Annotated in this window: 22 protein-coding genes; 6 read left to right on the top strand and 16 right to left on the bottom strand. The window is 57.3% G+C overall.

From position 1 onward, the window contains the following. Positions 1 to 69: 69 nt before the first annotated feature. Positions 70 to 1,422, top strand: a complete 1,353-nt coding sequence (guaD, locus tag ACIPF8_RS14845) for a guanine deaminase (protein WP_400422214.1) — start codon at positions 70 to 72, stop codon at positions 1,420 to 1,422. A gap of 87 nt (positions 1,423 to 1,509) precedes the next feature. On the opposite strand, the gene ACIPF8_RS14850 is transcribed toward guaD, so the two are convergent. The 16 genes from ACIPF8_RS14850 to ACIPF8_RS14925 form a co-directional block, all read right to left on the bottom strand. After that, positions 1,510 to 3,039, bottom strand: coding sequence for a SpoVR family protein (locus ACIPF8_RS14850; protein ID WP_400422216.1), 1,530 nt, complete (start codon positions 3,037 to 3,039; stop codon positions 1,510 to 1,512). Continuing rightward, positions 3,036 to 4,301 (bottom strand): YeaH/YhbH family protein, encoded by a 1,266-nt coding sequence (locus tag ACIPF8_RS14855; RefSeq protein WP_400422219.1) that lies wholly within the window; start codon positions 4,299 to 4,301, stop codon positions 3,036 to 3,038. The genes ACIPF8_RS14850 and ACIPF8_RS14855 overlap by 4 nt, the downstream gene beginning before the upstream one ends. An 84-nt stretch (positions 4,302 to 4,385) precedes the next feature. Then, complete coding sequence (locus ACIPF8_RS14860) at positions 4,386 to 6,308, bottom strand: PrkA family serine protein kinase (RefSeq protein ID WP_400422222.1); 1,923 nt, start codon at positions 6,306 to 6,308, stop codon at positions 4,386 to 4,388. 219 nt (positions 6,309 to 6,527) lie between these two features. Then, positions 6,528 to 7,763 carry an AmpG family muropeptide MFS transporter gene (locus tag ACIPF8_RS14865; protein ID WP_400422225.1) on the bottom strand — a complete coding sequence of 412 codons (1,236 nt, stop codon included), beginning with the start codon at positions 7,761 to 7,763 and terminating at the stop codon, positions 6,528 to 6,530. A gap of 207 nt (positions 7,764 to 7,970) precedes the next feature. After that, entirely contained in the window at positions 7,971 to 8,573 is a 603-nt protein-coding gene (metW, locus tag ACIPF8_RS14870) for a methionine biosynthesis protein MetW (protein ID WP_400422228.1), read from the bottom strand. Then, positions 8,570 to 9,748 carry a homoserine O-acetyltransferase gene (locus tag ACIPF8_RS14875; RefSeq protein WP_400422230.1) on the bottom strand — a complete coding sequence of 393 codons (1,179 nt, stop codon included), beginning with the start codon at positions 9,746 to 9,748 and terminating at the stop codon, positions 8,570 to 8,572. The genes metW and ACIPF8_RS14875 overlap by 4 nt, the downstream gene beginning before the upstream one ends. 427 nt (positions 9,749 to 10,175) lie before the next feature. Continuing rightward, positions 10,176 to 11,930: a phosphoenolpyruvate--protein phosphotransferase gene (gene ptsP / locus ACIPF8_RS14880; protein WP_400422233.1), complete on the bottom strand. Its 1,755-nt coding sequence runs from the start codon at positions 11,928 to 11,930 to the stop codon at positions 10,176 to 10,178. Positions 11,931 to 12,132: 202 nt separating this feature from the next. Beyond that, positions 12,133 to 12,402 (bottom strand): HPr family phosphocarrier protein, encoded by a 270-nt coding sequence (locus tag ACIPF8_RS14885; protein WP_400422236.1) that lies wholly within the window; start codon positions 12,400 to 12,402, stop codon positions 12,133 to 12,135. A gap of 68 nt (positions 12,403 to 12,470) precedes the next feature. Further along, on the bottom strand, positions 12,471 to 12,875 hold the full coding sequence (locus tag ACIPF8_RS14890; protein WP_400422239.1) for a PTS sugar transporter subunit IIA: 405 nt from the start codon (positions 12,873 to 12,875) through the stop codon (positions 12,471 to 12,473). Between the two features lie 118 nt (positions 12,876 to 12,993). Continuing rightward, positions 12,994 to 13,935, bottom strand: a complete 942-nt coding sequence (gshB, locus tag ACIPF8_RS14895; protein WP_400422241.1) for a glutathione synthase — start codon at positions 13,933 to 13,935, stop codon at positions 12,994 to 12,996. Between the two features lie 322 nt (positions 13,936 to 14,257). Further along, the gene (gene gshA / locus ACIPF8_RS14900; protein ID WP_400422244.1) at positions 14,258 to 15,556 is read right to left on the bottom strand and encodes a glutamate--cysteine ligase; all 1,299 of its coding nucleotides are present in this window, start codon (positions 15,554 to 15,556) and stop codon (positions 14,258 to 14,260) included. 302 nt (positions 15,557 to 15,858) lie between these two features. Further along, positions 15,859 to 16,410 (bottom strand): GNAT family N-acetyltransferase, encoded by a 552-nt coding sequence (locus ACIPF8_RS14905; protein WP_400422247.1) that lies wholly within the window; start codon positions 16,408 to 16,410, stop codon positions 15,859 to 15,861. A gap of 139 nt (positions 16,411 to 16,549) precedes the next feature. Next, on the bottom strand, positions 16,550 to 18,103 hold the full coding sequence (locus ACIPF8_RS14910) for an ammonium transporter (protein WP_400422451.1): 1,554 nt from the start codon (positions 18,101 to 18,103) through the stop codon (positions 16,550 to 16,552). Positions 18,104 to 18,130: 27 nt separating this feature from the next. Continuing rightward, complete coding sequence (locus ACIPF8_RS14915; protein ID WP_061534811.1) at positions 18,131 to 18,469, bottom strand: P-II family nitrogen regulator; 339 nt, start codon at positions 18,467 to 18,469, stop codon at positions 18,131 to 18,133. Between the two features lie 69 nt (positions 18,470 to 18,538). Continuing rightward, entirely contained in the window at positions 18,539 to 19,312 is a 774-nt protein-coding gene (locus tag ACIPF8_RS14920) for a TorF family putative porin (RefSeq protein WP_400422250.1), read from the bottom strand. Between the two features lie 285 nt (positions 19,313 to 19,597). After that, positions 19,598 to 21,082, bottom strand: a complete 1,485-nt coding sequence (locus ACIPF8_RS14925) for a PLP-dependent aminotransferase family protein (RefSeq protein ID WP_400422253.1) — start codon at positions 21,080 to 21,082, stop codon at positions 19,598 to 19,600. Between the two features lie 149 nt (positions 21,083 to 21,231). On the opposite strand from ACIPF8_RS14925, the gene ACIPF8_RS14930 reads away from it, so the two are divergent. The 5 genes from ACIPF8_RS14930 to ACIPF8_RS14950 all read left to right on the top strand — a co-directional run bounded on the left by ACIPF8_RS14930 (position 21,232) and on the right by ACIPF8_RS14950 (position 25,055). Beyond that, entirely contained in the window at positions 21,232 to 21,702 is a 471-nt protein-coding gene (locus tag ACIPF8_RS14930; protein ID WP_400422255.1) for a GNAT family N-acetyltransferase, read from the top strand. A 40-nt stretch (positions 21,703 to 21,742) separates the two neighbouring features. After that, the gene (locus tag ACIPF8_RS14935) at positions 21,743 to 22,456 is read left to right on the top strand and encodes a GNAT family N-acetyltransferase (protein ID WP_400422258.1); all 714 of its coding nucleotides are present in this window, start codon (positions 21,743 to 21,745) and stop codon (positions 22,454 to 22,456) included. A 183-nt stretch (positions 22,457 to 22,639) separates the two neighbouring features. Beyond that, positions 22,640 to 22,882 (top strand): accessory factor UbiK family protein, encoded by a 243-nt coding sequence (locus tag ACIPF8_RS14940; protein ID WP_061534814.1) that lies wholly within the window; start codon positions 22,640 to 22,642, stop codon positions 22,880 to 22,882. 13 nt (positions 22,883 to 22,895) lie between these two features. Next, entirely contained in the window at positions 22,896 to 24,455 is a 1,560-nt protein-coding gene (locus ACIPF8_RS14945; RefSeq protein WP_400422261.1) for a YifB family Mg chelatase-like AAA ATPase, read from the top strand. Positions 24,456 to 24,632: 177 nt separating this feature from the next. Beyond that, entirely contained in the window at positions 24,633 to 25,055 is a 423-nt protein-coding gene (locus ACIPF8_RS14950) for a carboxypeptidase regulatory-like domain-containing protein (protein WP_400422264.1), read from the top strand. Positions 25,056 to 25,270 lie beyond the last annotated feature (215 nt).

Below are 25,270 nucleotides of genomic sequence, written 5' to 3' on the forward strand. Positions count from 1 at the left end.
TCGAAGACAGTTGCTCACTCAGTTACCAATACTCGCGCTTGTCCGCGCTTTCATTCAAGGATAGTTCTCATGGCAGTTCCCAATTTCAGCAACCTCGACCAGTCCACATTACAGGCATATCGCGCCAGCATCCTGCATTTCAACGCGGATCCTGCCCATCATGCCGATGCCTATGAGTGGCATGAAGACGGTTTGCTGGTGATCGCTGACGGCAAGGTGGCGGCAGCTGGAGATTACGTACAGTTGTCGGCGCAATTGAAGACATCTCTGCAAACGGAACTGAAGATCCAGGATTTCCGCGGCAAGATCATCATGCCGGGCTTTATCGACAGCCACGTCCACTATCCGCAGACCGACATGATCGCGTCGCCGGCGCCAGGCCTGCTGCCTTGGCTGGAAAAATATACTTTCCCGACCGAACGCAAGTTCAGCGATCCGGCGCATGCCAGCGACGTCGCGCACTTCTTTGTCGATGAGCTGCTGCGCTGCGGCACCACCACGGCGATGGTGTTCTGTACCGTCAATCCCGTTTCGGTCGATGCATTCTTCACCGAAAGCGAAGCCCGCAACCTGCGCATGATTGCCGGCAAGGTGATGATGAACCGGAATTGCCCGGATTTCCTGCAAGACACAGCCGAAGGCGGCATTCGCGAAAGCGAAGATCTGCTGAAGAAATGGCACAACCGCGGCCGCCAGTTGTATGCGATCACGCCGCGCTTTGCGCCGACCTCGTGCAACGCGCAATTGCAACTTGCGGGAGAACTGGCCGCCGCCTATCCGGACGTCTACCTTCAAACCCACGCAGCAGAAAACACCGATGAAGTGGCTTGGGTCAAATCGCTGTTCCCGGATGCACGCAGCTATATGGATGTCTACGACAAGTACGGCATGCTGCGGCCACGCTCGATGTACGCACATTGCGTCTGGCTCGACGACAGTGATCGCCGGCGCATGGCCGAAACCCAATCGGCGATTTCGATCTGCCCGACCTCGAATCTGTTCCTCGGTAGCGGCCTGTTCGATTTCGAAGCTGCCGACGCCGCGCAAGTGCCGTTGTCCTTGGCTACCGATGTTGGCGGCGGCACCAGTTTCTCGATGCTGCAAACCATGAACGAAGCCTACAAGGTGGCGCGCATGGGCAACACCTACCTGCCCGCGCTGCGCATGTTCTACCTGGCCACGCTGGGCGGCGCACGCAGCCTGCAACTGGAAGGAACCATCGGTAATTTCGCGACCGGCGCCGAGGCAGATTTCATCGTCCTCGACCCGCAATCGACGCCATTGCTGGCGCGCCGTACGGAGCGGACTGAAAGCCTGGAAGAGTTGTTGTTTGCGCTGGCGCTTCTGGGTGATGACCGGGCTATTGCCGCGACTTATGCGGCCGGCAAGCTGGTGCATAGCCGGGATGGTGCGCGCCTATAAGCTTCGGTAGGTTGCGTCATGTCCATGCCGTAACCTACCTAATATGCTCCAGCTATCACCGTCACGCGTGGGCACGAGGTGCCCACCCTACGGCCGCAATACGTATTTGTTTTCGCTGACACATTCATAGCGCTGCAATACATTGCCGCTGTCGTCGACGCTCTCCAGGTACACATCGAACTGCCACAGGCGCGCCATGTGGCGCAGCATTTCATCGGTGCCATCCGCCAGCGGCCGGCCGTCGCTGCGGAAATGCCGCAAGGTCAGGCTACGGTCGCCGCGTGTATTGACCGCCCAGACCTGGATGTTCGGTTCCCGATGGTTGATATCGTATTGGCGCGACAATGCCTGGCGGACGTATTGATAGCCTGCGCCGTTGTGGATCGCCGATACTTCCAGCTCGCTGCGATGTTCATCGTCGAGCACCGCAAACAAGCGCATGTCGCGTATCAGCTTGGGCGACAGGTATTGCGCAACAAAACTTTCATCCTTGAAGTTGCGCATCGCGTAATGCAAGGTATCGAGCCACGGCGAACCAGCCAATTCTGGAAACCATTCGCGGTCTTCATCGGTCGGATTTTCGCAAATACGCCGGATATCGCTCATCATTGAAAACCCGAGCGCGTAAGGATTGATGCCGCTGTAGTACGACTTGGTCACCGGCGGCTGGTACACCACATTGCTGTGCGAATGGAGAAACTCCATCATGAAGCCGTCCGTCAGGCGGCCTTCATCGTAAAGCGTATTCAGGATCGTGTAGTGCCAGAACGTGGCCCAACCTTCGTTCATGACCTGGGTCTGGCGCTGTGGATAGAAATACTGGGCAATCTTGCGCACGATGCGGATGACTTCACGCTCCCAGGATTCCAGCAGCGGTGAATTTTTCTCGGCAAAATACAGCAAATTTTCCTGCGGCTCAGGCGGAAAACGCCCTTCGACCTGCTCTGCCGCCTCAGCCTTCTTTTCGGGCAAAGTGCGCCACAACTCATTGACTTGCGACTGCATGTACTCTGCACGTTCGCGACGCTGCGCCTGTTCCTTCTCCAGCGATAATTTTTGCGGCCGCTTGTAGCGATCGACGCCGTAATGCATCAGCGCATGGCAGGAATCGAGCAGTTCTTCAACCTTCGAAAAACCGTAACGTTCCTCGCACTCGGCAATATAACTCTTCGCATACACCAGGTAATCGACGATGGCGTGGGCATCGGTCCACAACTGGAACAGGTAGTTGCCTTTGAAAAAAGAATTGTGTCCGTACGCCGCATGCGCGATCACCAGCGCCTGCATCGTCATCGTATTTTCTTCCATCAGATAGGCGATGCACGGATTCGAATTGATGACGATTTCGTAGGCCAGGCCCATCTGGCCACGCTTGTAGTCGCGTTCCGTCATCAGGAAATGCTTGCCGAACGACCAGTGCCGGTAATTCACCGGCATGCCCGCCGACGCGTAGGCATCCATCATCTGTTCGGCAGTGATGATCTCCAACTGGATCGGATAGATATCCAGCTTGTAGCGCGCCGCCACGCGGGCAATTTCATCGTTGTACTGTTCAATCAGATCGAAACTCCAATCTGACGGACAAGGCAACTGGTGATTGATCAGACGGTCGTTCATGTCTGCACCTGCTTCTCGAATAATTCGCGGAACACCGGATAGATCTCGCTGGCAGTCTGCACTTTTTTCATTGCAAACTGCGGATTGACCGCAGCGATCTGCTCATATTCGGTCCATAGATTCTGCTCTTCGACGGTCACCTGGATGTAGGCGAAATAGCGCGAGCGCGGCAAGATTTCCTGTTCCAGCAGTTGCCGGCATTTCGGCGAATCATCATTCCAGTTGTCGCCATCCGACGCCTGCGCGCCATAAATATTCCAGTCGCCCGGCGGATAACGGGCATCGATGATCTGTTTCATCAATTCCAGTGCGCTCGACACCACCGTGCCGCCGCTTTCCTGCGAATGAAAAAAGGTTTCTTCATCGACCTCGTCGGCACGCGTGTGGTGGCGGATGAACACCACTTCGATATGTTCGTAATTTCGAGTCAGGAACAAATACAGCAGGATGAAGAAGCGCTTCGACAAATCCTTGCGCTGCTCATCCATCGACCCCGACACGTCCATCACGCAAAACATCACGGCGCGGCTTGAGGGTTGCGGCACCTTGACCCGGTTGACGTAGCGCAGGTCGAAAGGATCAATGAACGGAATGCGCCAGATGCGTCCCTTCAGGTGATGGATATCGTCTTCCAGGCGCATGATCTCATCGCGCCTATCTTGCGGATCGGCCTTGAGCGTCTCCATCAGCTGCTCCAGTTCGCGCAGCTTGACCACCAGCGGCGAACCGAGCGCAATGCGCCGCCCGAGCGAGCTACGCAGCGAGCGGACGATGTCGATATTGTTTGGTGTGCCGTCGGTCGAGTACCCTGCGCGCATGTTCTTCCAGCTTGGCACTGCGATCAGGTTGGTCTTGATCAGGCGTGGCAACTCCAGGTCTTCGAAGAAGTACTGCATGAATTCTTCGCGCGACAGCTGGAATACGAAATCGTCTTCGCCCTCGCCTTGATTGCTGGGTGAACTGCCACCGCCCCCGCCGCCGCCCTGCGGACGGGCAATGCGATCGCCCTGCAGATAGTCCTGGTTGCCGGGGTGGACCATTTCGCGCTTGCCGCCTGGCCCATGGCCGAATACCGGTTCGCTGATGCCCTTGCGCGGAATGCTGATGCTCTTGGCGTTCTCGATTTCCTTGATGCCGCGGTCGCGCACCGCTTCGGTCACCGAGCGGTGAATAGCCGCCCGGAAGCGCCGTAAAAAGCGCTCCCGGTTGGCAATGCTCTTGTTCTTGCCAGAAAGTCTACGGTCGATTATCTGATGCAACACGGTCGGCTCTCCTGGTCGGAATGCATCTGGTGAGCTGCTGGTAATTGGCGCTTTTCTCTTTGTGCTGCTTACCGGCGATCCACCTTATGAGGATTTGCGTACACGCAAATACCATTCGCACAGTAATCGTACCTGTTTCGGCGTGTAACCTTTGCTAACCATGCGATTCACAAAATCCTCATGCTTGCGCAATTCTTCGTTGGAACCCTTGGCATTGAACGAGATAACCGGCAGCAAATCCTCGGTATTCGAAAACATTTTCTTTTCGATAACCACGCGCAATTTCTCGTAGCTGGTCCACAACGGATTCTTGCCGGCATTCGAGACGCGCGCACGCAATACGAAGTTGACAATTTCGTTACGGAAATCCTTCGGATTGCTGATGCCGGCCGGTTTTTCGATCTTTTCCAGCTCACCATTCAGGGCCGCACGATCGAAACTTTCGCCGGTGTCGTGATCGCGGAATTCCTGGTCCTGGATCCAGAAGTCGGCATAAGTGACGTAGCGGTCGAAAACATTCTGACCATATTCAGAATACGACTCAAGGTAAGCGGTCTGGATTTCCTTGCCGATAAATTCAGCATAACGTGTCGCCAGCGTATCCTTGACGTAGGACAGATACTTTTGTTCCACCTCTTGCGGGAATTGCTCGCGTTCGATCTGCTGTTCCAGCACATACATCAGGTGCACCGGATTGGCTGCGACTTCGGTCGAATCGAAGTTGAATACGCGTGACAGTATCTTGAACGCGAAACGCGTCGACACGCCGGTCATTCCCTCATCAACGCCCGCATAATCGCGATATTCCTGGAACGATTTGGCTTTCGGATCGCTGTCCTTCAGGTTCTCGCCGTCATACACCTGCATTTTCGAGAAGATGCTCGAATTTTCCGGCTCGCCCAGACGCGTCAGGATCGAGAACTGCGCCATCATCTTCAATGTGCCCGGCGCACAGATCGCCTTGCCCAGCGAGGATGTGCGAATCAGTTTTTCATAAATCTTGATTTCCTCGGAAACCCGCAGGCAATAAGGCACTTTGACGATGTAGATCCGATCCAGCAGCGCTTCGTTGTTCTTGTTGTTGCGGAAGGCTTTCCACTCCGATTCGTTCGAGTGGGCCAGGATGATGCCGTCAAACGGAATCGCGCCAAAACCTTCGGTGCCCTTGAAGTTGCCTTCCTGCGTTGCAGTCAGCAAAGGATGCAGCACCTTGATCGGCGCCTTGAACATTTCGACGAATTCCAGCAAGCCCTGATTCGACAGGCACAGGCCGCCGGAATAGCTATAGGCATCGGCGTCGTCTTGCGAATATTGCTCCAGCTTGCGGATATCGACCTTGCCGACCAGGGTTGAGATGTCCTGGTTGTTTTCGTCGCCCGGCTCGGTCTTGGAAATCGCAATCTGCCGCAAGATCGATGGATAGCGTTTAACCACGCGGAATTTGCGGATATCGCCGTTGAATTCATGCAGGCGCTTGACGGCCCACGGACTCAGGATCGATTTCAGGTAACGACGCGGAATGCCGTACTGTTCTTCCAGGATCGCGCCATCCTCTTCGTAATCGAACAGACCGAGCGGCGACTCATTGACCGGCGATCCTTTCAGCGAATAAAACGGCACGTGCTCCATCAACTGCTTGAGGCGCTCGGCGATCGACGACTTGCCGCCGCCGACAGGACCTAGTAAATAGAGAATTTGTTTGCGCTCTTCCAGGCCTTGTGCGGCGTGGCGGAAATAGGCGACCACCTGCTCGATCACCTCTTCGGCGCCGTAGAATTCCTTGAATGCGGGATAGACCTTGAGGACCTTGTTGGCAAAGATGCGCGACAACAAAGGATCATGACGCGTGTCGACTTGTTGCGGTTCGCCTATCGCCATCAGCATGCGTTCACCAGCTGTCGCATAACAGCTTGGATCGTTCTTACAAAGCGACAGATATTCTTCTAGTGAAAACTCTTCTTCTCTGGTCTTGTCGAACCGGCTCGCAAAGCTGCTGTAGATATCCATATCACCCCCGCATCAACGATGTTGCGAAAACAAATTGAACGAATCTTTCTGCTAAGTTTGACATCTTCCGGTACTCGCAGTTCCGCGGTGTAGCCCATCATTTCTGCAGGGCTCGGAAGAGCATGACACGATCTGATTCTACTGCTTTTTTTAGGATGTAACAGGGATTTCTCCGTGAACACATAAACGATTTCATTTGTTACGCATTTTCCCTACATATCATTTCTGATTCCACGGCGCGACCTTGAACAAAATCAGCATGCCGGGCAGCGCCAGCGCGAAACACAAAATGAAAAAATTGAACCAGCCTGTTTGAGCAACGATGTAACCCACCGATGAGTTGACAAAGGTGCGCGGCACCGCGGCAAGACTGGTGAACAGCGCGTATTGCGTTGCAGTGTAGCGCGGATCGGTAGTACGGGCGATATAGGCAACAAAAGCGGCGGTGCCGAGGCCGACGCCAAACGCTTCGCCGCCGATCACGATCGCCAGCACGAACGGATCGGCGCCGACCTGCGCCAGCCAGGCAAATCCGAGTATCGTCACGGCCTGCACCACGCCAAAAATCCACAAGGCGCGATTGATACCGATCTGCACCATCCATATGCCGCCGACCAGGCCGCCGACCAGACTGGCCCAAAGACTGGTGGTTTTGGAAATCACGCCGATTTGCGTCAGCGAAAAACCGAGATCGATATAAAACCTGGTAGCAAGCGCGGTGGCCATACTATCGCCGAGCTTGTACAGGAAAATGAACCCGAGCACCCACAACGCGCCGCTCCAGCCATCTCTGGCAATGAACTCCTGGAACGGCAAGACCACGGCTTCGCGGATATTCTTCGGTGGCGAGCCGTACACTTCCGGCTCCTTGATCAGCAACGTGCAGATCAGGCCGGGCAACATGAACGCCGCAGTAATCCAGAACACAGCATGCCAGCTCATGTGATCGGCCAGGAACAGCGACAGCGCTCCCGGCACCATGCCGGCTACCTTGTAGGCATTGACGTTGATCGCCGCGCCCAGGCCCTGCTCGTTGTCCGGCAGGATTTCACGGCGATAGGCATCGATCACGATATCCTGGCTGGCCGACAGGAATGCCACCACTGACGCAACGAAGGCGATCGTCGCCACTTGCGTATGCGGGTCGAGCATGCCCATGCCGCCGATGGCGACGAACAGGCAGGCCTGGGTCAGCATCATCCAGCTGCGCCGGCGTCCCAGCTTACCGAAATGGAAGCGGTCCATCAGCGGCGACCACAGGAACTTCCAGGTGTACGGGAACATCACCAGCGCGAACAGGCCGAGCGCTTTGACGTCAAGGCCGGACTTGCTGAGCCACGCTTGCAACAAGCTCAGCAGGATGAATAGCGGCAGGCCGGAACTGAAACCGAGGAAGGCGCAAATCAGCATGCGCCGGTTGAGGTAGTGATGCCAGGGATTTGAATCTGATGTCATGAATGCGCCCGCGGCGGCGGGGAGTTGGGTATCTGCCGCCAGACTACAGCATCAACTGCAGTCCGACATTTTAAAATCGCCTTCATGCGCGCGCCGGCAGGAATCCATGTTGACAGCAAAATGGATCCCCGCCTGCACGGGGATGATATGGCTAACGTTGTATCGAAACAGCTGTTGCAGCCCTGCTTGTATTTATTTCTTACCGGTTTATTTCTTGCGAAAGCGGAATACCGCAAGACTACCACGCCAGTTGGGCAAGACCGAGATCGGCTGGCCGTCATGCAGCGCCACACATTCGAGTACTTCCAATCCGACTTCGTTCGCCAGCTCTTCAAAATCCTTGATGGTCGCGCAACGCAGGTTGGGCGTGTCATACCATTCGTAAGGCAGGCTCTTGGATACTGGCATACGGCCGCGCAATAGCGCCACTCTATGCGGCCAGTAGGCAAAATTAGGGAACGACACGATCGCCTCGCGGCCGACGCGGGCGATATCGCGCAAGACGCCCTCGACATTTTTCATCATCTGCAAGGCCGACAGGCACAGCACCGTGTCGAAGGCGTTGTCGGCAAACAGCGTCAAGCCGGCTTCCAGATCCTGCTGGATGACCGAGACGCCGCGCGTCACGCACGCCGGAATCTTGTCATCGTCGATTTCGACGCCGTAGCCCGCGCATTGCTTGTCGGACTGCAGGTAATCGAGCATGACGCCATCGCCGCAACCCAGATCGAGCACTTGCGACTGATCGCGCACCCAGTGCGCGATGAAGGCCAGATCGGGACGCAGACTGCTTAATTGCTGGAAATTCATGCGCTTGCTCCCGCCACTTCGGTCTTGTGGTTATTCGTCGATAATTGCGGCCGCTCCAGCTCCTGCCAGATGCGGTTGTAGTATTCACGCACCACGCTCATGTAACGCGGATCGTCGAGCAGGAACGCATCATGGCCGTGCGGCGCGTCGATCTCGGCATAGCTGACGCGACGCTTGTTGTTGACCAGCGCCTGCACGATTTCGCGGCTGCGCTCCGGCGAGAAGCGCCAGTCGGTCATGAACGACACCAGCAGGAACTGCGCCTGGGTCTTGCTCAAGGCGCGCGTCAGGTCGCCGTCGAAGTCCTTGGCCGGATCGAAATAATCGAGCGCCTTGGTAATCAGCAGATAGGTATTGGCGTCGAAATACTCGGAGAATTTATCGCCTTGATAACGCAGGTAAGATTCGATTTCGAAATCGATGCCGAAGCCGAACTGGTACTCGCCGGAGCGCAAGTCGCGGCCGAATTTTTCAGCCATGTCGTCATCCGACAGATAAGTGATGTGACCGACCATGCGCGCCACCCGCAAACCGTTCTTCGGCACCACGCCATGCGCGTAGTAATCGCCGCCATGAAAACCCGGATCAGTCAGGATCGCCTGCCGCGCGACATCATTGAAGGCAATATTCTGCGCCGACAGCTTGGGGGTCGAAGCGATCACCACACAATGGCGTAACCGGGTCGGATACATCAGGCTCCAGGCCAGGGCCTGCATGCCACCCAGCGAGCCACCCATCACCGCGGCAAATTGGACGATGCCGAGCGCATCGGCCAGCCGCGCCTGTGCCTGCACCCAATCCTCTACCGTGACGACCGGAAAGTCGGCGCCGTACGGCTTGCCGGTGGCGGCGTTGATATGCATCGGGCCGGTCGAACCGAAGCAGGAACCGAGATTATTCACGCCGATGACGAAGAACTTGTCGGTATCAAGCGGTTTTCCCGGCCCCACCATGTTGTCCCACCAGCCGACATTCTTTTCGTCGTCCTGATACACGCCGGCGACGTGATGCGAGGCATTCAGTGCATGGCAGACCAGCACTGCATTGGATTTGTCGGCATTGAGGCTGCCGTAGGTTTCGTATACCAGCGTGTAATCCGCCAGCAGCGCGCCGCTTTGCAACTGCAGCGGCGTCGCGAAATGCATCGATTGCGGTGAAACTATTCCTTGGGACATGGTTCGGGCGCCAGGAGGCTGTTGAATGGTTTGGGGTGCTGTTTCGTCGCTAACGGTATTTTATGTATTGCGGTCTATCTTAGTCAGTTGAGGACAGAGTAATTCGCCACGCTACGGTGGCTTTTAAACTCTGTCCCGCAAATATTATTGCTTAGTTGAGGACAAAGTAATTCGCCACGCTACGGTGGCTCTTAAACTCTGTCCCACAAGCAAACAAAAAGCCCGAGAGCTTTCGCTAGTCGGGCTAATAATGGGCTTGTACTTCAAGCTCGCTTTAGCCGTATTTATTTAGCATTTCCCGATCCATGACGAATCCGGCAATGCCGCGCGCCCGCAAGCTGAGGTGGTGAGACCAATCAAATCGGCGCGATATACAAGAATAACCAAGTCGAGGCCTGGCGTCAAACGCTACTGGGTTGCCGGCCTTCTATGCTGTTGCACGCATTTGGCCCACTGCCGCCGCAATCGCGCTGGGTTCGGTGCTGCGCAGGATCTTTTTGGTTTGCAGGGTCAGGTCATCGAGATCACTGTTCAGGACTTCTTGCTTGACCGCCAACAACTGTGCCGGATGCATCGAAAACTCCAGCAAACCCATGCCAAGCAACAAACGCGTGAACTTGACGTCGCCGGCCATCTCGCCGCACACCGACACCGGAATCCCGGCCTTGCGGCCCATGGCGATCACTGTCGACAGCAGGAACAGCACCGCCGGGTGCAGCGGGTTGTACAGGTGCGCCACTTCGTGATCGACGCGATCGATCGCCAGCGTGTACTGGATCAGGTCGTTGGTGCCGATTGACAAAAAGTCCATACGTTTGATGAACATCGGCAGCGCCAACGCGGCCGCCGGGATTTCGATCATGGCGCCGATCTTGATGCTCTCGTCGAACGCAATGCCTTCATCGCGCAACTGCTGCTTGGCTTGCTCGATGATGGCCAGCGTCTGGTCGATTTCAAATGCGTGCGCCAGCATCGGAATCAGCAATTTGACGGTGCCGAAGGCGGAAGCGCGCAGGATCGCCCGCAGTTGTGTCAAAAACAATTGTGGCTCGGCCAGACAATAACGGATTGCGCGCAAGCCCAGTGCCGGGTTCAGCGCGGTCTGTTCTTCGGCGCTGAGCGGCTTGTCGGCGCCGACATCCAGCGTGCGGATGGTTACCGGCCGGCCCTTCATCGCCACTACCGCCTGCCGATACGATTCAAATTGCTCGTCCTCGGTCGGCAATTCATGCTGGGGACCGATGCGACCCATGAACAGGAATTCCGAGCGGAACAGGCCGACACCGTTGGCGCCGGACTCCATCGCCGATGCACAATCGCTGGGCAATTCAATGTTGGCCAGCAGGGTGATTTCGGTGCCGTCCAGCGTGACCGCGCGGGTTTTCTTGATCTTGCCGAGCTTGCGGCGTGCCCGCAGTTGATGCGCCTGGAGTTCGCGGTATTGTTTCAATATCATCGGCGCCGGATCGACAATCACTATGCCGGCGTCGCCGTCGATAATGATCCAGTCGTCCTGCTTGATCAGCTTGGAGGCGTGGTTCATGCCCACTGCTGCCGGGATATCGAGGCTGCGCGCGACAATTGCTGTATGCGAGTTCTGGCCGCCGAGATCGGTCACGAAACCGGCAAAGGCGCGATCGCGGAATTGCAGCATATCGGCCGGGGAAATGTCGTACGCAACCACCACGATGTTGGCGAACGATGCGCCATCGCTATCGACTTCCGGCAAGCGGGTCGCCGTGCCGGTGAGAACTTTCAGCAAGCGCTCACCAACTTGCAACACGTCCATCTTGCGCTCGCGCAGATAGGTATCTTCGATTTCGTCGAACTGCGCCGACAATTCATCGATCTGTGTGACCAGCGCCCATTCGGCGTTGTACTGGCGGTTGCGGATGATATCGAGCGACATCTCGGCCAGCATCGGGTCCGACAGGATCAGCAGGTGGACGTCGACAAATGCGCCCAGTTCGGGTGGCGACTCTTTCGGCAAATCGCTGCGGATGGTCTGCAATTCGGTGCGCACCTTGGCCACCGCATTCTGCAGGCGCTGGACTTCCGCTTCGATCTCGGTCTCGCCGATCAGGTAATGTTTGACGTCCATTGCCGCCGGCGCGAGCAGATGGGCACGGCCAATCGCAATGCCGCGCGATACCGGAATGCCATGTAGGGTAAAGGATGCCATCTGGTCAGCCCGCTGGAAAATTCAATTCAAATGATCGTGGGACAGAGAAGTCGTACAAGTCTTACCGTATTGGACAAGGTGCATGCATCGCCAAGGCCATCCTTGCGACAAATTACCTTATCGCCAACCGATTAAACAAGAAATATCAAGTCACCAAAAGTCACCAAGTAAGCTTGCCGCCCCGGGCGGCTGCAGCCCGGCTTTATTCGCCTTCGCCGAACTTGTCCTGAATCAGCTGGTTCAAGGCGTCGAAACAGGCTCTCTCGTCCTCACCCTCAACTTCCAGCAGGATCGTGCTGCCTTTGCCGGCTGCCAGCATCATCACACCCATGATCGACTTGGCGTTGACGCGGCGCTTGTTGCGCGTCATCCACACTTCGCTTTTGAATTTGGTTGCCAGTTGTGTAAATTTGGCCGAAGCACGAGCGTGCAGGCCGAGCTTATTAATAATTTCGATTTCTTGTTGAATCATTTTGTCTTTTAATTAATGTTGTTTTATCGAAATACAATCTTGAATGATCAATGCATCATCAACCGCCGCTAGTGCGCCACGCGGACCCGGTTATCGACCCGCACCGCGCCGCCCTGACCACCCGCCAGCGCCATTTCGGTGACGACGTCGAGCGTATCGTTACGATAAGTCAGCGCCCGCAACAGCATCGGCAAGCTGATCCCGGCAATCACCTGGGTCTGGTTGCCGCTGCAGAACGGCAGCGTGCAATTGGACGGCGTGCCGCCCATGACATCGGTAATCACCAGCACGCCCGAACCGTCGTCCAGACGTGCAGCGGCCTGCTTGGCCAGTTTTTGCACTTCAACGGGATTCTGGTCGGCGATGACATCGATCGCTTCGAGCCGCTCCGGGGTCTGGTGAAACACATGGGAGGCAGCTGCGATAAATGCCTGGCCCAGTGGGGCGTGGGTTAGTAGAAGAATGCCAATCATAGTTTCAATCTCAAATCCGCCAGGCGGATCTATCCGGTTTACAACGGTTTTACAGCAACTGCATCGTGCCTGCATGCTTGAAAACGCAATCCACGATAACGAAAAATAAACTTTCCTTTTACTTCAGCGCTGCTTCCAGCGCATCGATGAACATTGCGGCAACATCGAAACCGCTTTGCTGCTTGATTTCCTGGAAACAGGTCGGGCTGGTGACATTCACTTCTGTCAGGTAGTCACCGATCACATCTAATCCTACCAGTAACAAGCCGCGCTGTGCCAGCACCGGTCCAAGCGCCTCGCCGATTTCGCGATCGCGCTCTGTCAAAGGTTGCGCCACGCCAATTCCGCCCGCCGCCAGGTTGCCACGCACTTCGCTGCCTTGCGGAATCCGCGCCAGCGAATACGGCACCACCTTACCGCCAATCACCAGCACGCGCTTGTCGCCGGCGACGATTTCCGGGATGAAGCGTTGGATCATGATGGTGCGATTGCCGTTGTCGGTCAGGGTTTCGATGATCGAACCGAGATTCAGGCCATCCTGCCGCACGCGGAAAATCCCGGTGCCGCCCATGCCGTCGAGCGGTTTCAGGATCACGTCCTGGTGTTCTGCGTGGAAGGCGCGCAGGCGAGCAGAGTCACGCGTTACCAGCGTCGGCGAGGTGAACTTGGAGAATTGCGCAATTGCCAGCTTTTCGTTGTGATCGCGAATCGCCTGCGGCTTGTTGAACACCCGTGCGCCTTGCGTCTCGGCCAGTTCCAGCAGGTAGGTGGTGTAGATGTACTCCATGTCGAAAGGCGGATCCTTGCGCAACAGGATCGCATCGAATTCCGACAGGAACATCGAGGTCGCAGGGCCGGCCCGATACCAGTCCTTGTCGTCGCCGGTCAGCGTAACGCGAACCACGTTGGCGGTGACGATGCCGCTTTCCAGCGCCATGTCTTTCTGCTCGAAGGCATAGATCGTATGGCCGCGCTTGACGGCTTCGACCATCATTGCATAGGTCGAGTCTTTATACGTCTTGAAGGTGTCGAGTGGATCGGCGAGGAAAGCGATTTTCATTTTTTCAGGTCCATATCAGTGAGTAGGTGGGCACCCTGTGCCTTCGCGACGCCACATCCAGTTCATTTGAACGCGTGGGCAGAAAAACTTGCCCACCCTACGGTGGCTCTTAAACTCTGTTCGGTTACTTTTCTTAAAAATTTAACCGCTTTATCTAGTCAGTTGAGGACAGAGTCGCACGGATAGAGTAATTCGCCACCCTACGGTGGCTCTTAAGCTCTGTTCGGTTACTTTTCTTAAAAATTTAACCGTTTTATCTAGTCAGTTGAGGACAGAGTAATTCGCCACGCTGCGGTGGCTCTTAAACTCTGTCCCACAAGTATTAATATTCTTCCGGATTCGGATCAGTCTTCTCCATCTCCAGCGATGCTGCCAGCAAACCCAGGCGCGCCACCACGCCGTACATATAGAAACGGTTCGGCGCGGTTGTACCTGGCTTGGCCAGCATGTCCGGCAGCGCGTGCTGCTGGGCGAAGGCGAGCGGTACGAAATGGGCGCCGGGGGCGTTCAGGTTTTCGTTGATGCCGCGTTCCGCGTGGACGCGATAAAAACCGCCGACCACGTAGCGGTCGATCATGTACACCACCGGTTCTGCGACCGCGTCGTTGATGTGCTCGAAAGTATGCACGCCTTCCTGGATGATCAGGTCATGGATTTCGCCATCGGCCTTGCCTTGCGACAGTTTCTCGCGCTGCTTGCGGCTGAGTTCCTTGATCTGGCCGACTTCGGTCACGCTCATCACGCCCATGCCATCGGTGCCGGCGTCGGCCTTGACGATCACGAACGGTTTTTCCGTGATGCCGTATTCCTTGTACTTCTTGCGTATCTTCGCCAACAGCGAACTGACGCTGGCGGCCAATTTGTCTTCGCCGTCGTTGGCCTGGAAATCGACCTGGTCGACCTTGGCGAAGAACGGATTCAGCATCCACGGATCGACATCGACCAGCTTGGCGAATTTCTTCACTACATCGTCATAGGCGGAGAAATGGTTGCTCTTGCGGCGCACAGTCCAGCCGGCATGCAGCGGCGGCAGCAGGTTTTGCTCGTTGAGGTCTTCCAGGATACCCGGCGTGCCGGACGACAAATCGTTATTCAGCAGGATCGTGCACGGATCGAAATTCTTCAGGCCCAGACGACGGCCGTTGGCGGAGCGTTCCAATGGCTCCAGCGTGATCGTACTGCCATCCGGCAGTTCGATGGTCTTGGCTTCCTTCAGGTCCGGCGACAGCGAACCGAGCCGCACATGCAGGCCGGTCTGGCGGAAAATCTGCATCAGCCGCGCGACGTTCTGCAGATAGAAGGTATTGCGCGTGTTCTGTTCCGGCAGCAGCAACAGGTTCTTGGCGTCCGGACAATATTTTTCGATGGCTGCCATCGCAGCTTGCACGGCCAGCGGCAGCATCTCCGGCGACAGGTTGTTGAAACCGCCCGGGAACAGGTTGGTATCGACCGGCGCCAGCTTGAAACCCGAATTGCGCAGATCCACCGAACAATAGAACGGCGGCGTGTGCTCTTGCCATTCCATCCTGAACCAGCGCTCGATGGCCGGAGTGGCCGCGAGAATTTTCTTTTCTAGATCGAGCAACGGGCCATTCAGGGCCGTGACAAGGTGGGGAACCATAAAAACTTTCTTTTGGGAACTAAATGGCGTCTTTTACTGCAACTTCCTGGGCAACCGCCTATTGCAAATGGCGTATTCCACGACAAACAGGAGACGCCGATTCTAACGGGAATTGCACAATTTCGCCGATCACCCGGCGCACTGTTGCGAAAATGGTGCGAAAGCCCGGCGAACCAGGGCCAACTTTAAATCGGGTCGTTTATGTTTTTTTAAAGTGCCAGGAAAGCAAAAAAGCGCCACTTGGCGCCTTTTTGATTGTGTCATATTAGCATCAAATTCGATAGCGGACGGCTGCATCACACTCAGGCTATTTTCTTGTACATGAAGCTGGTATCAGCCAGCTTACCTGCGGTCGAACGCGCATAGTCAGGAATAACGCCTGCCAATTGGTAGCCGAGCGAGCGATACAGAGATTCTGCGGCATCGCCGGTGCGCGTATCGAGCGTCAGCAGCGAACGGCCGTCGGCGCGCGCGACGGTCTCAGCCTGCTGCATCAAACTGCGTGCTACGCCTTTGCGACGGACATCCGGATGTACCAGCAATTTCGAAATCTCGGCACGATGGCTGCCGTTGGCCGGGGTTGCCAGCACCACCTGCACGGTGCCAACCACCTGTCCGGCAAAACGGGCCACCAGCAGACGCCGGCCACCGCTCACCAGCGAGCCATTCACGCCATACCAGAATGAGAAAGCATCCTCGGTGTCCGGTGCACCCAGGAAGCCGACACTGGCGCCCTGCTTCACGCAAGCGACCAGGATGTCGGCAAGCGGGCCGATCACCTGATCGAACTGGCCGGCCCTGACGTCTTCCACCGTGCACGTCGTCAGCCGTTGCGGCGTGATGCTCGGATCCACTGTACAACCTCCGGTAACGAATACTTCAAACCGCAAACAAAAAATCCCAGGTCAGGACTGCCGACCCGGGATCACATGACGCTTCGACCAAGCCACCGGACAGCCGCTACTGCAGCGGCCCGGTGTAATCAAACCATGCTTAATCGTGATAGGCAGATTCGCCATGGCTGGAGATATCCAGGCCTTCGCGCTCTTCCTCTTCCGTTACACGCAATCCCATGACGATGTCGACCAGCTTGAACGCAATGAAAGAGACCACGCCGGACCAGATCAAGGTCGTCATCACGCCTTCGAACTGAATCAACAGTTGGCCGCTGATCGAGTAGTCAGGCGCTACCGCATTGGCGACATAGTCATAGATACCTGTGCCACCGAGGCTAGGAGCAGCAAACACACCGGTCAGCAATGCACCCATGATGCCGCCCACGCCATGCACGCCGAACACGTCCAGCGCATCGTCCGCGCCCAGCAATTTCTTCAGGCCGGTCACACCCCACAGGCAGACGAAGCCAGCCAGCAGACCCATGATCAAGGCACCCATCGGGCCGACAAAGCCAGCCGCAGGAGTGATCGCCACCAGGCCGGCAACGGCGCCGGAAGCACCACCCAGCATCGATGGCTTGCCTTTACCGATCCATTCACCGGCACTCCAGCTCAAGACCGCAGCGGAAGTCGCCAACAGGGTATTGATGAAGGCCAGGGCAGCGCTGCCGTTTGCTTCCAGTGCGGAGCCGGCGTTGAAGCCGAACCAGCCGAACCACAGCAACGAAGCACCAACCATGGTCAAGGTCAGGCTATGCGGCTTGAACGCTTCCTTGCCGAAACCGACGCGCTTGCCGATGACATACGAACCAACCAGGCCAGCGATAGCAGCATTGATATGCACCACGGTGCCGCCGGCGAAATCCAGCGCACCCTTTTGGAACAGCCAGCCGCCGGTTGCTGTCAGCTTTTCGGCAGCAGCAGCGTCGGTGAAGCCATCAGGACCAGGCCAGAACCAGACCATGTGGGCGATTGGCAGGTAGGCGAATGTGAACCACAGCACGGTGAACACCAGGATCGCCGAAAACTTGGCGCGCTCGGCGAATGCGCCGATGATCAGTGCGCAGGTGATGGCGGCAAACGCGCCCTGGAACACCAGGTAGCCGAACTCAGGCACGACCACGCCCTTGCTGAACGTGGCGGCGACGGAATCCGGCGTCATGCCATGCAAGAACAAACGGCTGAAGCCACCAAAGAATGCATTGCCTTCAGTGAACGCGATACTGTAGCCATAGATGCACCACAGCACGATGATCAGCGAGAAGATGGTGAAACATTGCATCAGCACCGACAGCATGTTCTTGCTGCGGACCAGGCCGCCGTAGAACAGGCCCAGGCCTGGCAGGGTCATCAGGATCACCAATGCGGTACACACCAGCAACCAGGCGGTGTCGCCCTTGTTTGGCACTGGCGCAGCTGGGGCCGCAGCAGCAGGCGCTGCCGCAGTTGCTGTGGCGGGCGCCGGTGCTGCTGCAGCAGCCGGAGCAGGTGCAGCAGCAATGGAGGCCGCCGGTGCTGCAGCGGATGCGTCGGCACTGGTCGATGCCACGCTGGCGCTGGCCGCCGCGGATGCTTCATCCGCGGCCGACGCCGGCGCCATGGCGGTAGCTGCGAGCATCAGCGTGCAGGACGCCAAAACCGTAGCAAACATTCTTTTGATGTTCATATTTTTATCCCCTTAGATTGCGTCTTTGCCGGTTTCACCGGTACGAATACGAATAACTTCTTGCAGATCGAAGACAAAGATCTTGCCGTCGCCGATCTTGCCGGTGCGCGCCGCTGTTTCGATGGCTTCCACCGCTTGTTCCAGGATCGCATCGTCGACTGCCGCTTCGATTTTTGTCTTCGGCAGGAAATCGACGACATACTCCGCACCGCGATACAGCTCGGTGTGACCCTTCTGCCGGCCGAAGCCCTTGACTTCGGTCACGGTGATGCCTTGCACACCAATCGCCGACAGCGCTTCACGCACCTCGTCGAGCTTGAACGGTTTGATGATCGCAGTAATCAGTTTCATGTTGGCCTCGTTATAGTTAATTCAAAATTTCTACGTTGCGCTATGTCGCTTCAAGCGTTCTGCAATGCGTTAGAAGGTTTTTGCCAGCGAGAACACAACACCGTTGCGGCCCAGGTTCTTGCCGCTTGGACTGACGTACGCGCCATCCTTGGCGTTGGTGCCGACAAACGCCAGCCCCAAGGTCACGCCGCCGATCTGATCGAAAGTCTTGGTGACGCCGGCTTTCCAGTCGGTATAGCTGGCGAAGCTGAAATTCTCGACAGTCTGGTGGCCGACATGCAGGCCCAGCGTGACGCCCGCTCCGACATCGAAGTTGGCGCCGGCATCGTAGTAAGCGCTGTTCTTGCTGTCGACGGTGCCGAACAAGGTCGTCATCGCATGCGAGTATTTGAAGTAAGCCGGGCCGTAGCCGAGCTGGCCATACAGTTCGAAGGTATTGGCGTTGCGGCCGATCAGGCTGTAGTTATTGGTCGGATAGTAGTAGTACAGGCCGCCGACGTCATAAGTAAAACCGCCCGGCAGGTCGCCGCGCTTGCCAGCGTAGAGATCCCACTCAATCGGACCCTTGCCGCCGGTGCCGGTGTTGGCGCTGTCGACCGCATCCTTGATCCACTTGATGTTGGAAAGCCAGGTGCCTGCGTAGAGGCCGGTCGGATTGTTGGTATAGTCGGCGCCGCCCTGCACGGCGGGATCGAAACGCGTTTGCGAAATGCCGCGGAAGCGGTAATCGTTAACCACGCCGATGTTGTAACTGACTTCATTATCAGGTTTGGCATCTTCCGCATGCGCAAACCCGGTGGCGAAACTTGCTGCTATTGCTGCCGCTAAAATCAGCTTTTTCATGGAAGTCCCTGTTGGTATGTTGAATGAAAAACCGATGAATCGTTACTCTCCCAACTTTCCATAGCAGAACCCATGCCAACTGAAGCAGCTATCCTTTTCCCCTGCCGCCGCCCGCTTGTAGGGCATTTGGCGACGGCTTTTTCTGATTGTTAATTACAAAAGCTTTTCAAGCAGAAATAATGTCGGCTGATCGCACCATGATGGCGCATTTAAAAAATATTCGCCTTGTTATGGTGCAGCAATCGTCGACTCCTCCTACATGACAGCTTGTAGCTGACTACAACATTAAAGCCACGCCTGCTGCAGGGCCAGCAATGCGCGCTGGATCGCGGCTTCATCCACACCGGCAAATCCAAGCGCCAGGCCAGCACGATGCTGCGCACTGACGGCCTGCCCGGGCAGGCAGAAGCGGCTCATCGAATTAATTTCAACGCCGGCAGCCAATGCCCGCGCCACCAGTTCCGTCTCTTGTGCGGCGCTGGCCAGGGGCAGGCTCAGATGCAGGCCGGCGGCGACCTTCGGCAACGGCAATTGCGCGCCGAATAGCGGCTCCCAGCCATTTATCAGGGCATCGCGACGCGCACGGCTGGCGCGACGCATGCGCCTGATGTGACGCTGAAAATGTCCGGCTGCGATGAATTCCGCCATCACCGCCTGATCGGCGGCGGGCGGATGACGGTCGGCCATCGCGCGCAAGGCGCTCAGCGCCGGCACCAGCTTCTGCGGCAGCACCAGATAGCCCAGCCGCAAGCCGGGGAAGGCGATCTTGGAAAACGTACCGACATATAGCACCCGCGCAGTCTGATCGAGCGCGGCCAGCGGCGCCAACGGCGTGCCGTCATAGCGGTACTCGCCGTCGTAATCGTCTTCGATGATCCAGGCGTCGTGACGCTCGGCCCAGGCCAGCAGCTCCAGACGGCGCGGCAGCGACAGCGTGACGCCGACCGGATACTGGTGCGACGGCGTCACATAAGCCATGCGGCAGTTGGCGTGTTGCGCCAGCTGTCCGGTATCCATGCCGTCCTGGTCGAGCGGAATCCCCACCAGTTGCGCACCGGCCAGCGTCAATGCTGCCGCCGCCGATGGGTAGCAGGGATTTTCAACCGCGACCCGATCGCCGGCATCGAGCAGCAATTGCGCGCACAAGGCAATCCCGTGCTGCGCACCGGCGGTAATCATGATTTGCGACGGATCGCAGACCAGGCCGCGCGCTTGGCGCAGGTAGACGGCTATCAGTTCGCGCAAGCGCGGGTTGCCGGCGGCTTCGCCATAGCCCATCTGCGCCAACGGCGCATGACGCCAGAAGTTGCCTTGCAAGCGCCCCCAGATTTCATTCGGAAACAAGTCGTAGGCCGGAATCCCCAGGCGAAAGGCCCGCGCCGGGCCCTCGAAGCGGCGACGGCCACCAAAACCGCTCAAGCGCCGCTGCATGGCCGACAGTTGGGTAGCGGGCGCGCCCGACGGCGCCTGATCCGCACCCGGCGCCGCTGCTGCCAGGCCATCGGCATAGGTGCCGTCGCCGACCCGGCTGCTGATATAGCCTTCGGCATACAGTTGTTCATAGGCGCGCACAACGGTGTTGCGCGAAACCAGCAAGGCCAGCGCCAGCTCACGCGAGGTAGGCAGCTTGATGCGATAGGTGTCGGGCGTCGCCAGGATGCGCTGCCGCAGCGCCAGATACAGCTGCTTGGCAAGGCCCTTGCGGCCATCCAGCGTAATGCCGGCGGGATCCAGATGCATCGACAGGGAGGCGGGCTTGGGTTGCGGCATCGCTAGCGCAGGAACAATGGCTTTATATCGCACATGATTGGACCTATAAATACAGTCATTATTGGATCTTTGATGATACCAACTTATAGCGCTACGATGAACGCTGTTTCGCATCGACAAACAAGCAATGGCAACCACAGGAGAGTATTTTGGCCACAGATTCAGCAACCCGCCCGGCGGCCACTATCAAGCCGCTGACCGAGCAAGACTATGAAATCTGGTATCCGCAATGGCAGGGTTACCAGGACTTTTATCAGGTCGACATCCCGCTCGCCACCAGGAAGATAACCTGGCAGCGCCTGCTCGATCCCCAGGAACCGATGTTCGGCGCGCTGGCGATGGTCGGCGAGCAGGCGGTCGGCATGGTGCACTGGATCTTCCATCGCTCCTGCTGGACGGTGGAAAATTCCTGCTATCTGCAAGACCTGTACGTCGACGCCGGCCAGCGCGGCCTGGGCCTTGGACGCCTGCTGATCGAGCACGTGTGCGCACAGGCCAAGGCCGCCGGCAGCACACGCGTGCATTGGCTGACGCACGAAACCAACAGCACCGCGATGCAACTCTACGACCGCATCGCGCAACGGCCGGGATTCGTGCAATATCGCAAACAACTCGACTAGTTCGTCAACGCCATCCAACCTGATCATGCAAAGTACAACCATGCCACAACAATCCACCACAGCCGACACCGGCCGTCCGTTACCCGACTGGAAGCCGGCGCCGCTGCCGCAACCCGTTCCGCTGCAAGGCGACAGCATTCGCCTGTTGCCGGTCGATCCCGCGCGCGATGCATCGGACCTGTACGAGGCTGAACATGCCGCCGACGCCGATCCGACCCAATGGGATTACCTGGCGGTAGGGCCTTTCGACAATCCGCAGGATTTCAGCGCCTGGCTCAAGAACTGCGCCACCAGCCGCGATCCGCTGTTCTTCACCGTCGTCGACCAGCACAGCGGCAAGCCGACCGGCGTGTTGAGCTACCTGGCGATCACGCCGGAGCACGGCTCGATCGAAATCGGCCATATCTGGTTCAGCGCGCGCATGCAACGCACACGCCAGGCCACCGAAGCGATCTACCTGCTGGCGCGGCATGCCTTCGACGATCTCGGCTATCGCCGCCTGGAATGGAAATGCAATTCGCTCAACCTGCGCTCACAAAAGGCGGCGCTGCGCTTCGGCTTCACTCCCGAAGGCCTGTTCCGGCAACATCGCGTGTTCAAGGGCAAGAACCGCGACACTGCCTGGTTTTCGATGCTCGATAGCGAATGGCCGGCACAACGGGCCGTCTTCGAAGCTTGGCTGCACGCCGACAATTTCGACAGCGCCGGCAAGCAGAAAAAATCGCTGCAACAAATCCGCGCCGAACAGGCCTGATTTCTACGGCGTCACGGCCAGGCGGAAAATTGCTTAAACCGCCGGGCCGGTTCATAATTTGCATGTCAGGGCGGAACGCATCGGTTATCATTTTTCGTATTTGTCGAGGGTAGAGCAATCCGCCACGCAACGGCGGCCGTGGAACTCCGTCCCACCATACCTTTTCACTCCCAGAGGACGATCATGAACAAACCCAACTTCTTCGACGACATTCAAGCCAAGATCAACCAGGCGATCGAAAACTCGCCAGCCAAGGACATCGAAAAAAACGTCAAGGCCATGCTGGGCCAGGGCTTCTCCAAACTGGACCTGGTCACACGCGAGGAATTCGATGTGCAGGCGCAAGTGCTGGCGACTACCCGCGCCAAGCTGGAAGCACTGGAAGCACGCGTCACAGAACTTGAAGCACAACTGAAACGCCCTTGATTCCGCCAAGCCGGTGACGCTAGCGGTATTGAAAAGTCGGGCGCTGGCAGGCATGCAGGCGCCCGAAGTCACAGTAGAAGTCCATCTGGCCAATGGTCTGCCCTCCTTCACCATCGTCGGCCTGCCCGAAACCGAGGTCAAGGAATCCAAGGACCGGGTCCGCGCAGCGTTGCAGAACGCGCGCTTCGAATTCCCCTCACGTCGTATCACCGTTAATTTAGCGCCGGCCGACCTGCCCAAGGAATCCGGCCGCTTCGACCTGCCCATCGCACTCGGCATCCTGGCAGCATCGGGACAGATGCCGGCGGACGAACTCGACGCCTACGAATTTGCCGGCGAACTGTCGCTGTCGGGTGAGCTGAGGCCGATTCGCGGCGCCCTTGCCATGACGTTTGCCATGACGTCGGATAAGCGCAATGCCGACGCCTCCTCCAAGACCGGCAATAGCGCTTCATCTGCATCGCCACGTGCCTTCATCCTGCCGCACGCCAATGCAGATGAGGCGGCACTGGTGTCGGACGCACATATTCTTCCAGCCGAATCGCTGTTGCAGGTATGCGCGCACTTTTCCTCCAGACAGGCCGAAACCAGGCTCCAGCGTCATATTCCACAAGCCCAATCGAAACCACGCAGCCATCCCGATTTCAGCGATGTAAAAGGCCAGCTGCAAGCGAAACGCGCATTGGAAGTGGCTGCGGCCGGCAACCACAGCGTCTTGCTGATCGGCCCACCAGGCACCGGAAAATCGATGCTGGCGTTGCGTTTCCCGGGCATCCTGCCGCCGATGAGCGATCTGGAAGCGCTGGAGTCGGCGGCGGTGCAATCGTTGACCAAGGGCTTTTCCGGCGATGCATGGAAAATCCGTCCTTACCGCGCGCCGCATCACACTGCATCCGCGGTGGCGCTGGTTGGCGGCGGCAGCCCACCGCGTCCCGGCGAGATTTCGCTGGCGCACCGAGGCGTTTTATTCCTTGATGAATTGCCGGAATTCGATCGCCGTGTCCTCGAAGTATTGCGCGAACCGCTCGAATCGGGTCACATCACGATTTCAAGGGCGGCACGTCAGGCGGACTTTCCGGCACGCTTTCAATTGATCGCGGCGATGAATCCCTGCCCTTGCGGCTATCTGGGCCACGCCACCAAGGAATGCCGCTGCACCCCGGACGGCATCGCTCGCTACCAGAACAAAATCTCCGGGCCGCTGCTGGATCGGATCGACATGCAAATCCAGGTGCCGGCGCTGCCCCACGAGCAATTGCTGCAGCAAGCCGATGGCGAACCGTCGGCGCTGATTGCGGCCCGCGTCGAGCAGGTGCACGCGCTTCAGCTATCGCGCCAGGGCAAACAGAACCAGGCCTTGTCGACCGCTGAAATCGATCATTTCTGCAAACCCGACAGCGCCGGTGAAAAGATATTGCGCAACGCCATGACGCATCTGCACTGGTCGGCGCGCGGCTATCATCGCGCGCTAAAGGTGGCGCGCACCATCGCCGATCTGGCCGGCGCCGACAACATTGCCGCGGCGCACGTGGCGGAAGCGATACAGTATCGGCGCGCGTTGCGCGATACCTAGCGCCTGTCGGCTTGCGGGAAGATTAAAGACCATTACCGCAACACAGCGAAAACGGTTAATTCCGCGCAATTTTTCAGATTTAAGTTTGTTTTAATTTTAATATCCTATTCTGTAGTTGTGAGCTGAGCCAGCTTATTTGTTGCCATACCGACCTGTTTTTTTTGTGGAGGATGCATCATGAACAAGCACAGTCTTTTTGCGCTATCGGTGTTGGTTGCCGCCACCACTGCTTTCTCCGTCAATGCCGCGCAAGCGCAGAATACGCGCACTGCCGCCGCTGCTGCCGGCTACCTGTCGGGCGGCATCGGACAAGACGACGCGGCCAACATGCAGCGAGAAGCAAAAAATTATCCGTTGGAGCTTGAATTTGTCGTCAAGGCAACACCCAAAGATGAATTTACTGCCGACGTCCATGTGAAAATCAACGACGCTCACAGTCAGACCGTTCTCGATGCGGTATCCAAGGGCCCGTTCTTCCTGGCGCAATTGCCTCCCGGGCACTATCGCATCGAAGCCATCAAGAATGGACAATCGAAAACCCGCGATGTCGCCATCACCACGGGATCACATCAGCACATCATGTTTGAATGGATTGAGTAAGCGCCTTCAAGCCTGACGCTGCCGCCGAACAGTCTCCCTGGCGGCACTTGGCGATATACAAATATTGAGTAAGCTTTTAGTAAAAATGCATTGCCTTCATCATTATTTAATACGTGACAAACATATCGTGTGGCGTACTATGTAACGAAACGGTGCATCAATTCTTTTGTCAGTGAAATATGTCTGTCCAAACGGGAACATATCTATCGGAAAAG

It is taken from the genome of Collimonas sp. NPDC087041 (genome assembly GCF_044745265.1).
Classification (GTDB): Bacteria; Pseudomonadota; Gammaproteobacteria; order Burkholderiales; family Burkholderiaceae_D; genus Collimonas.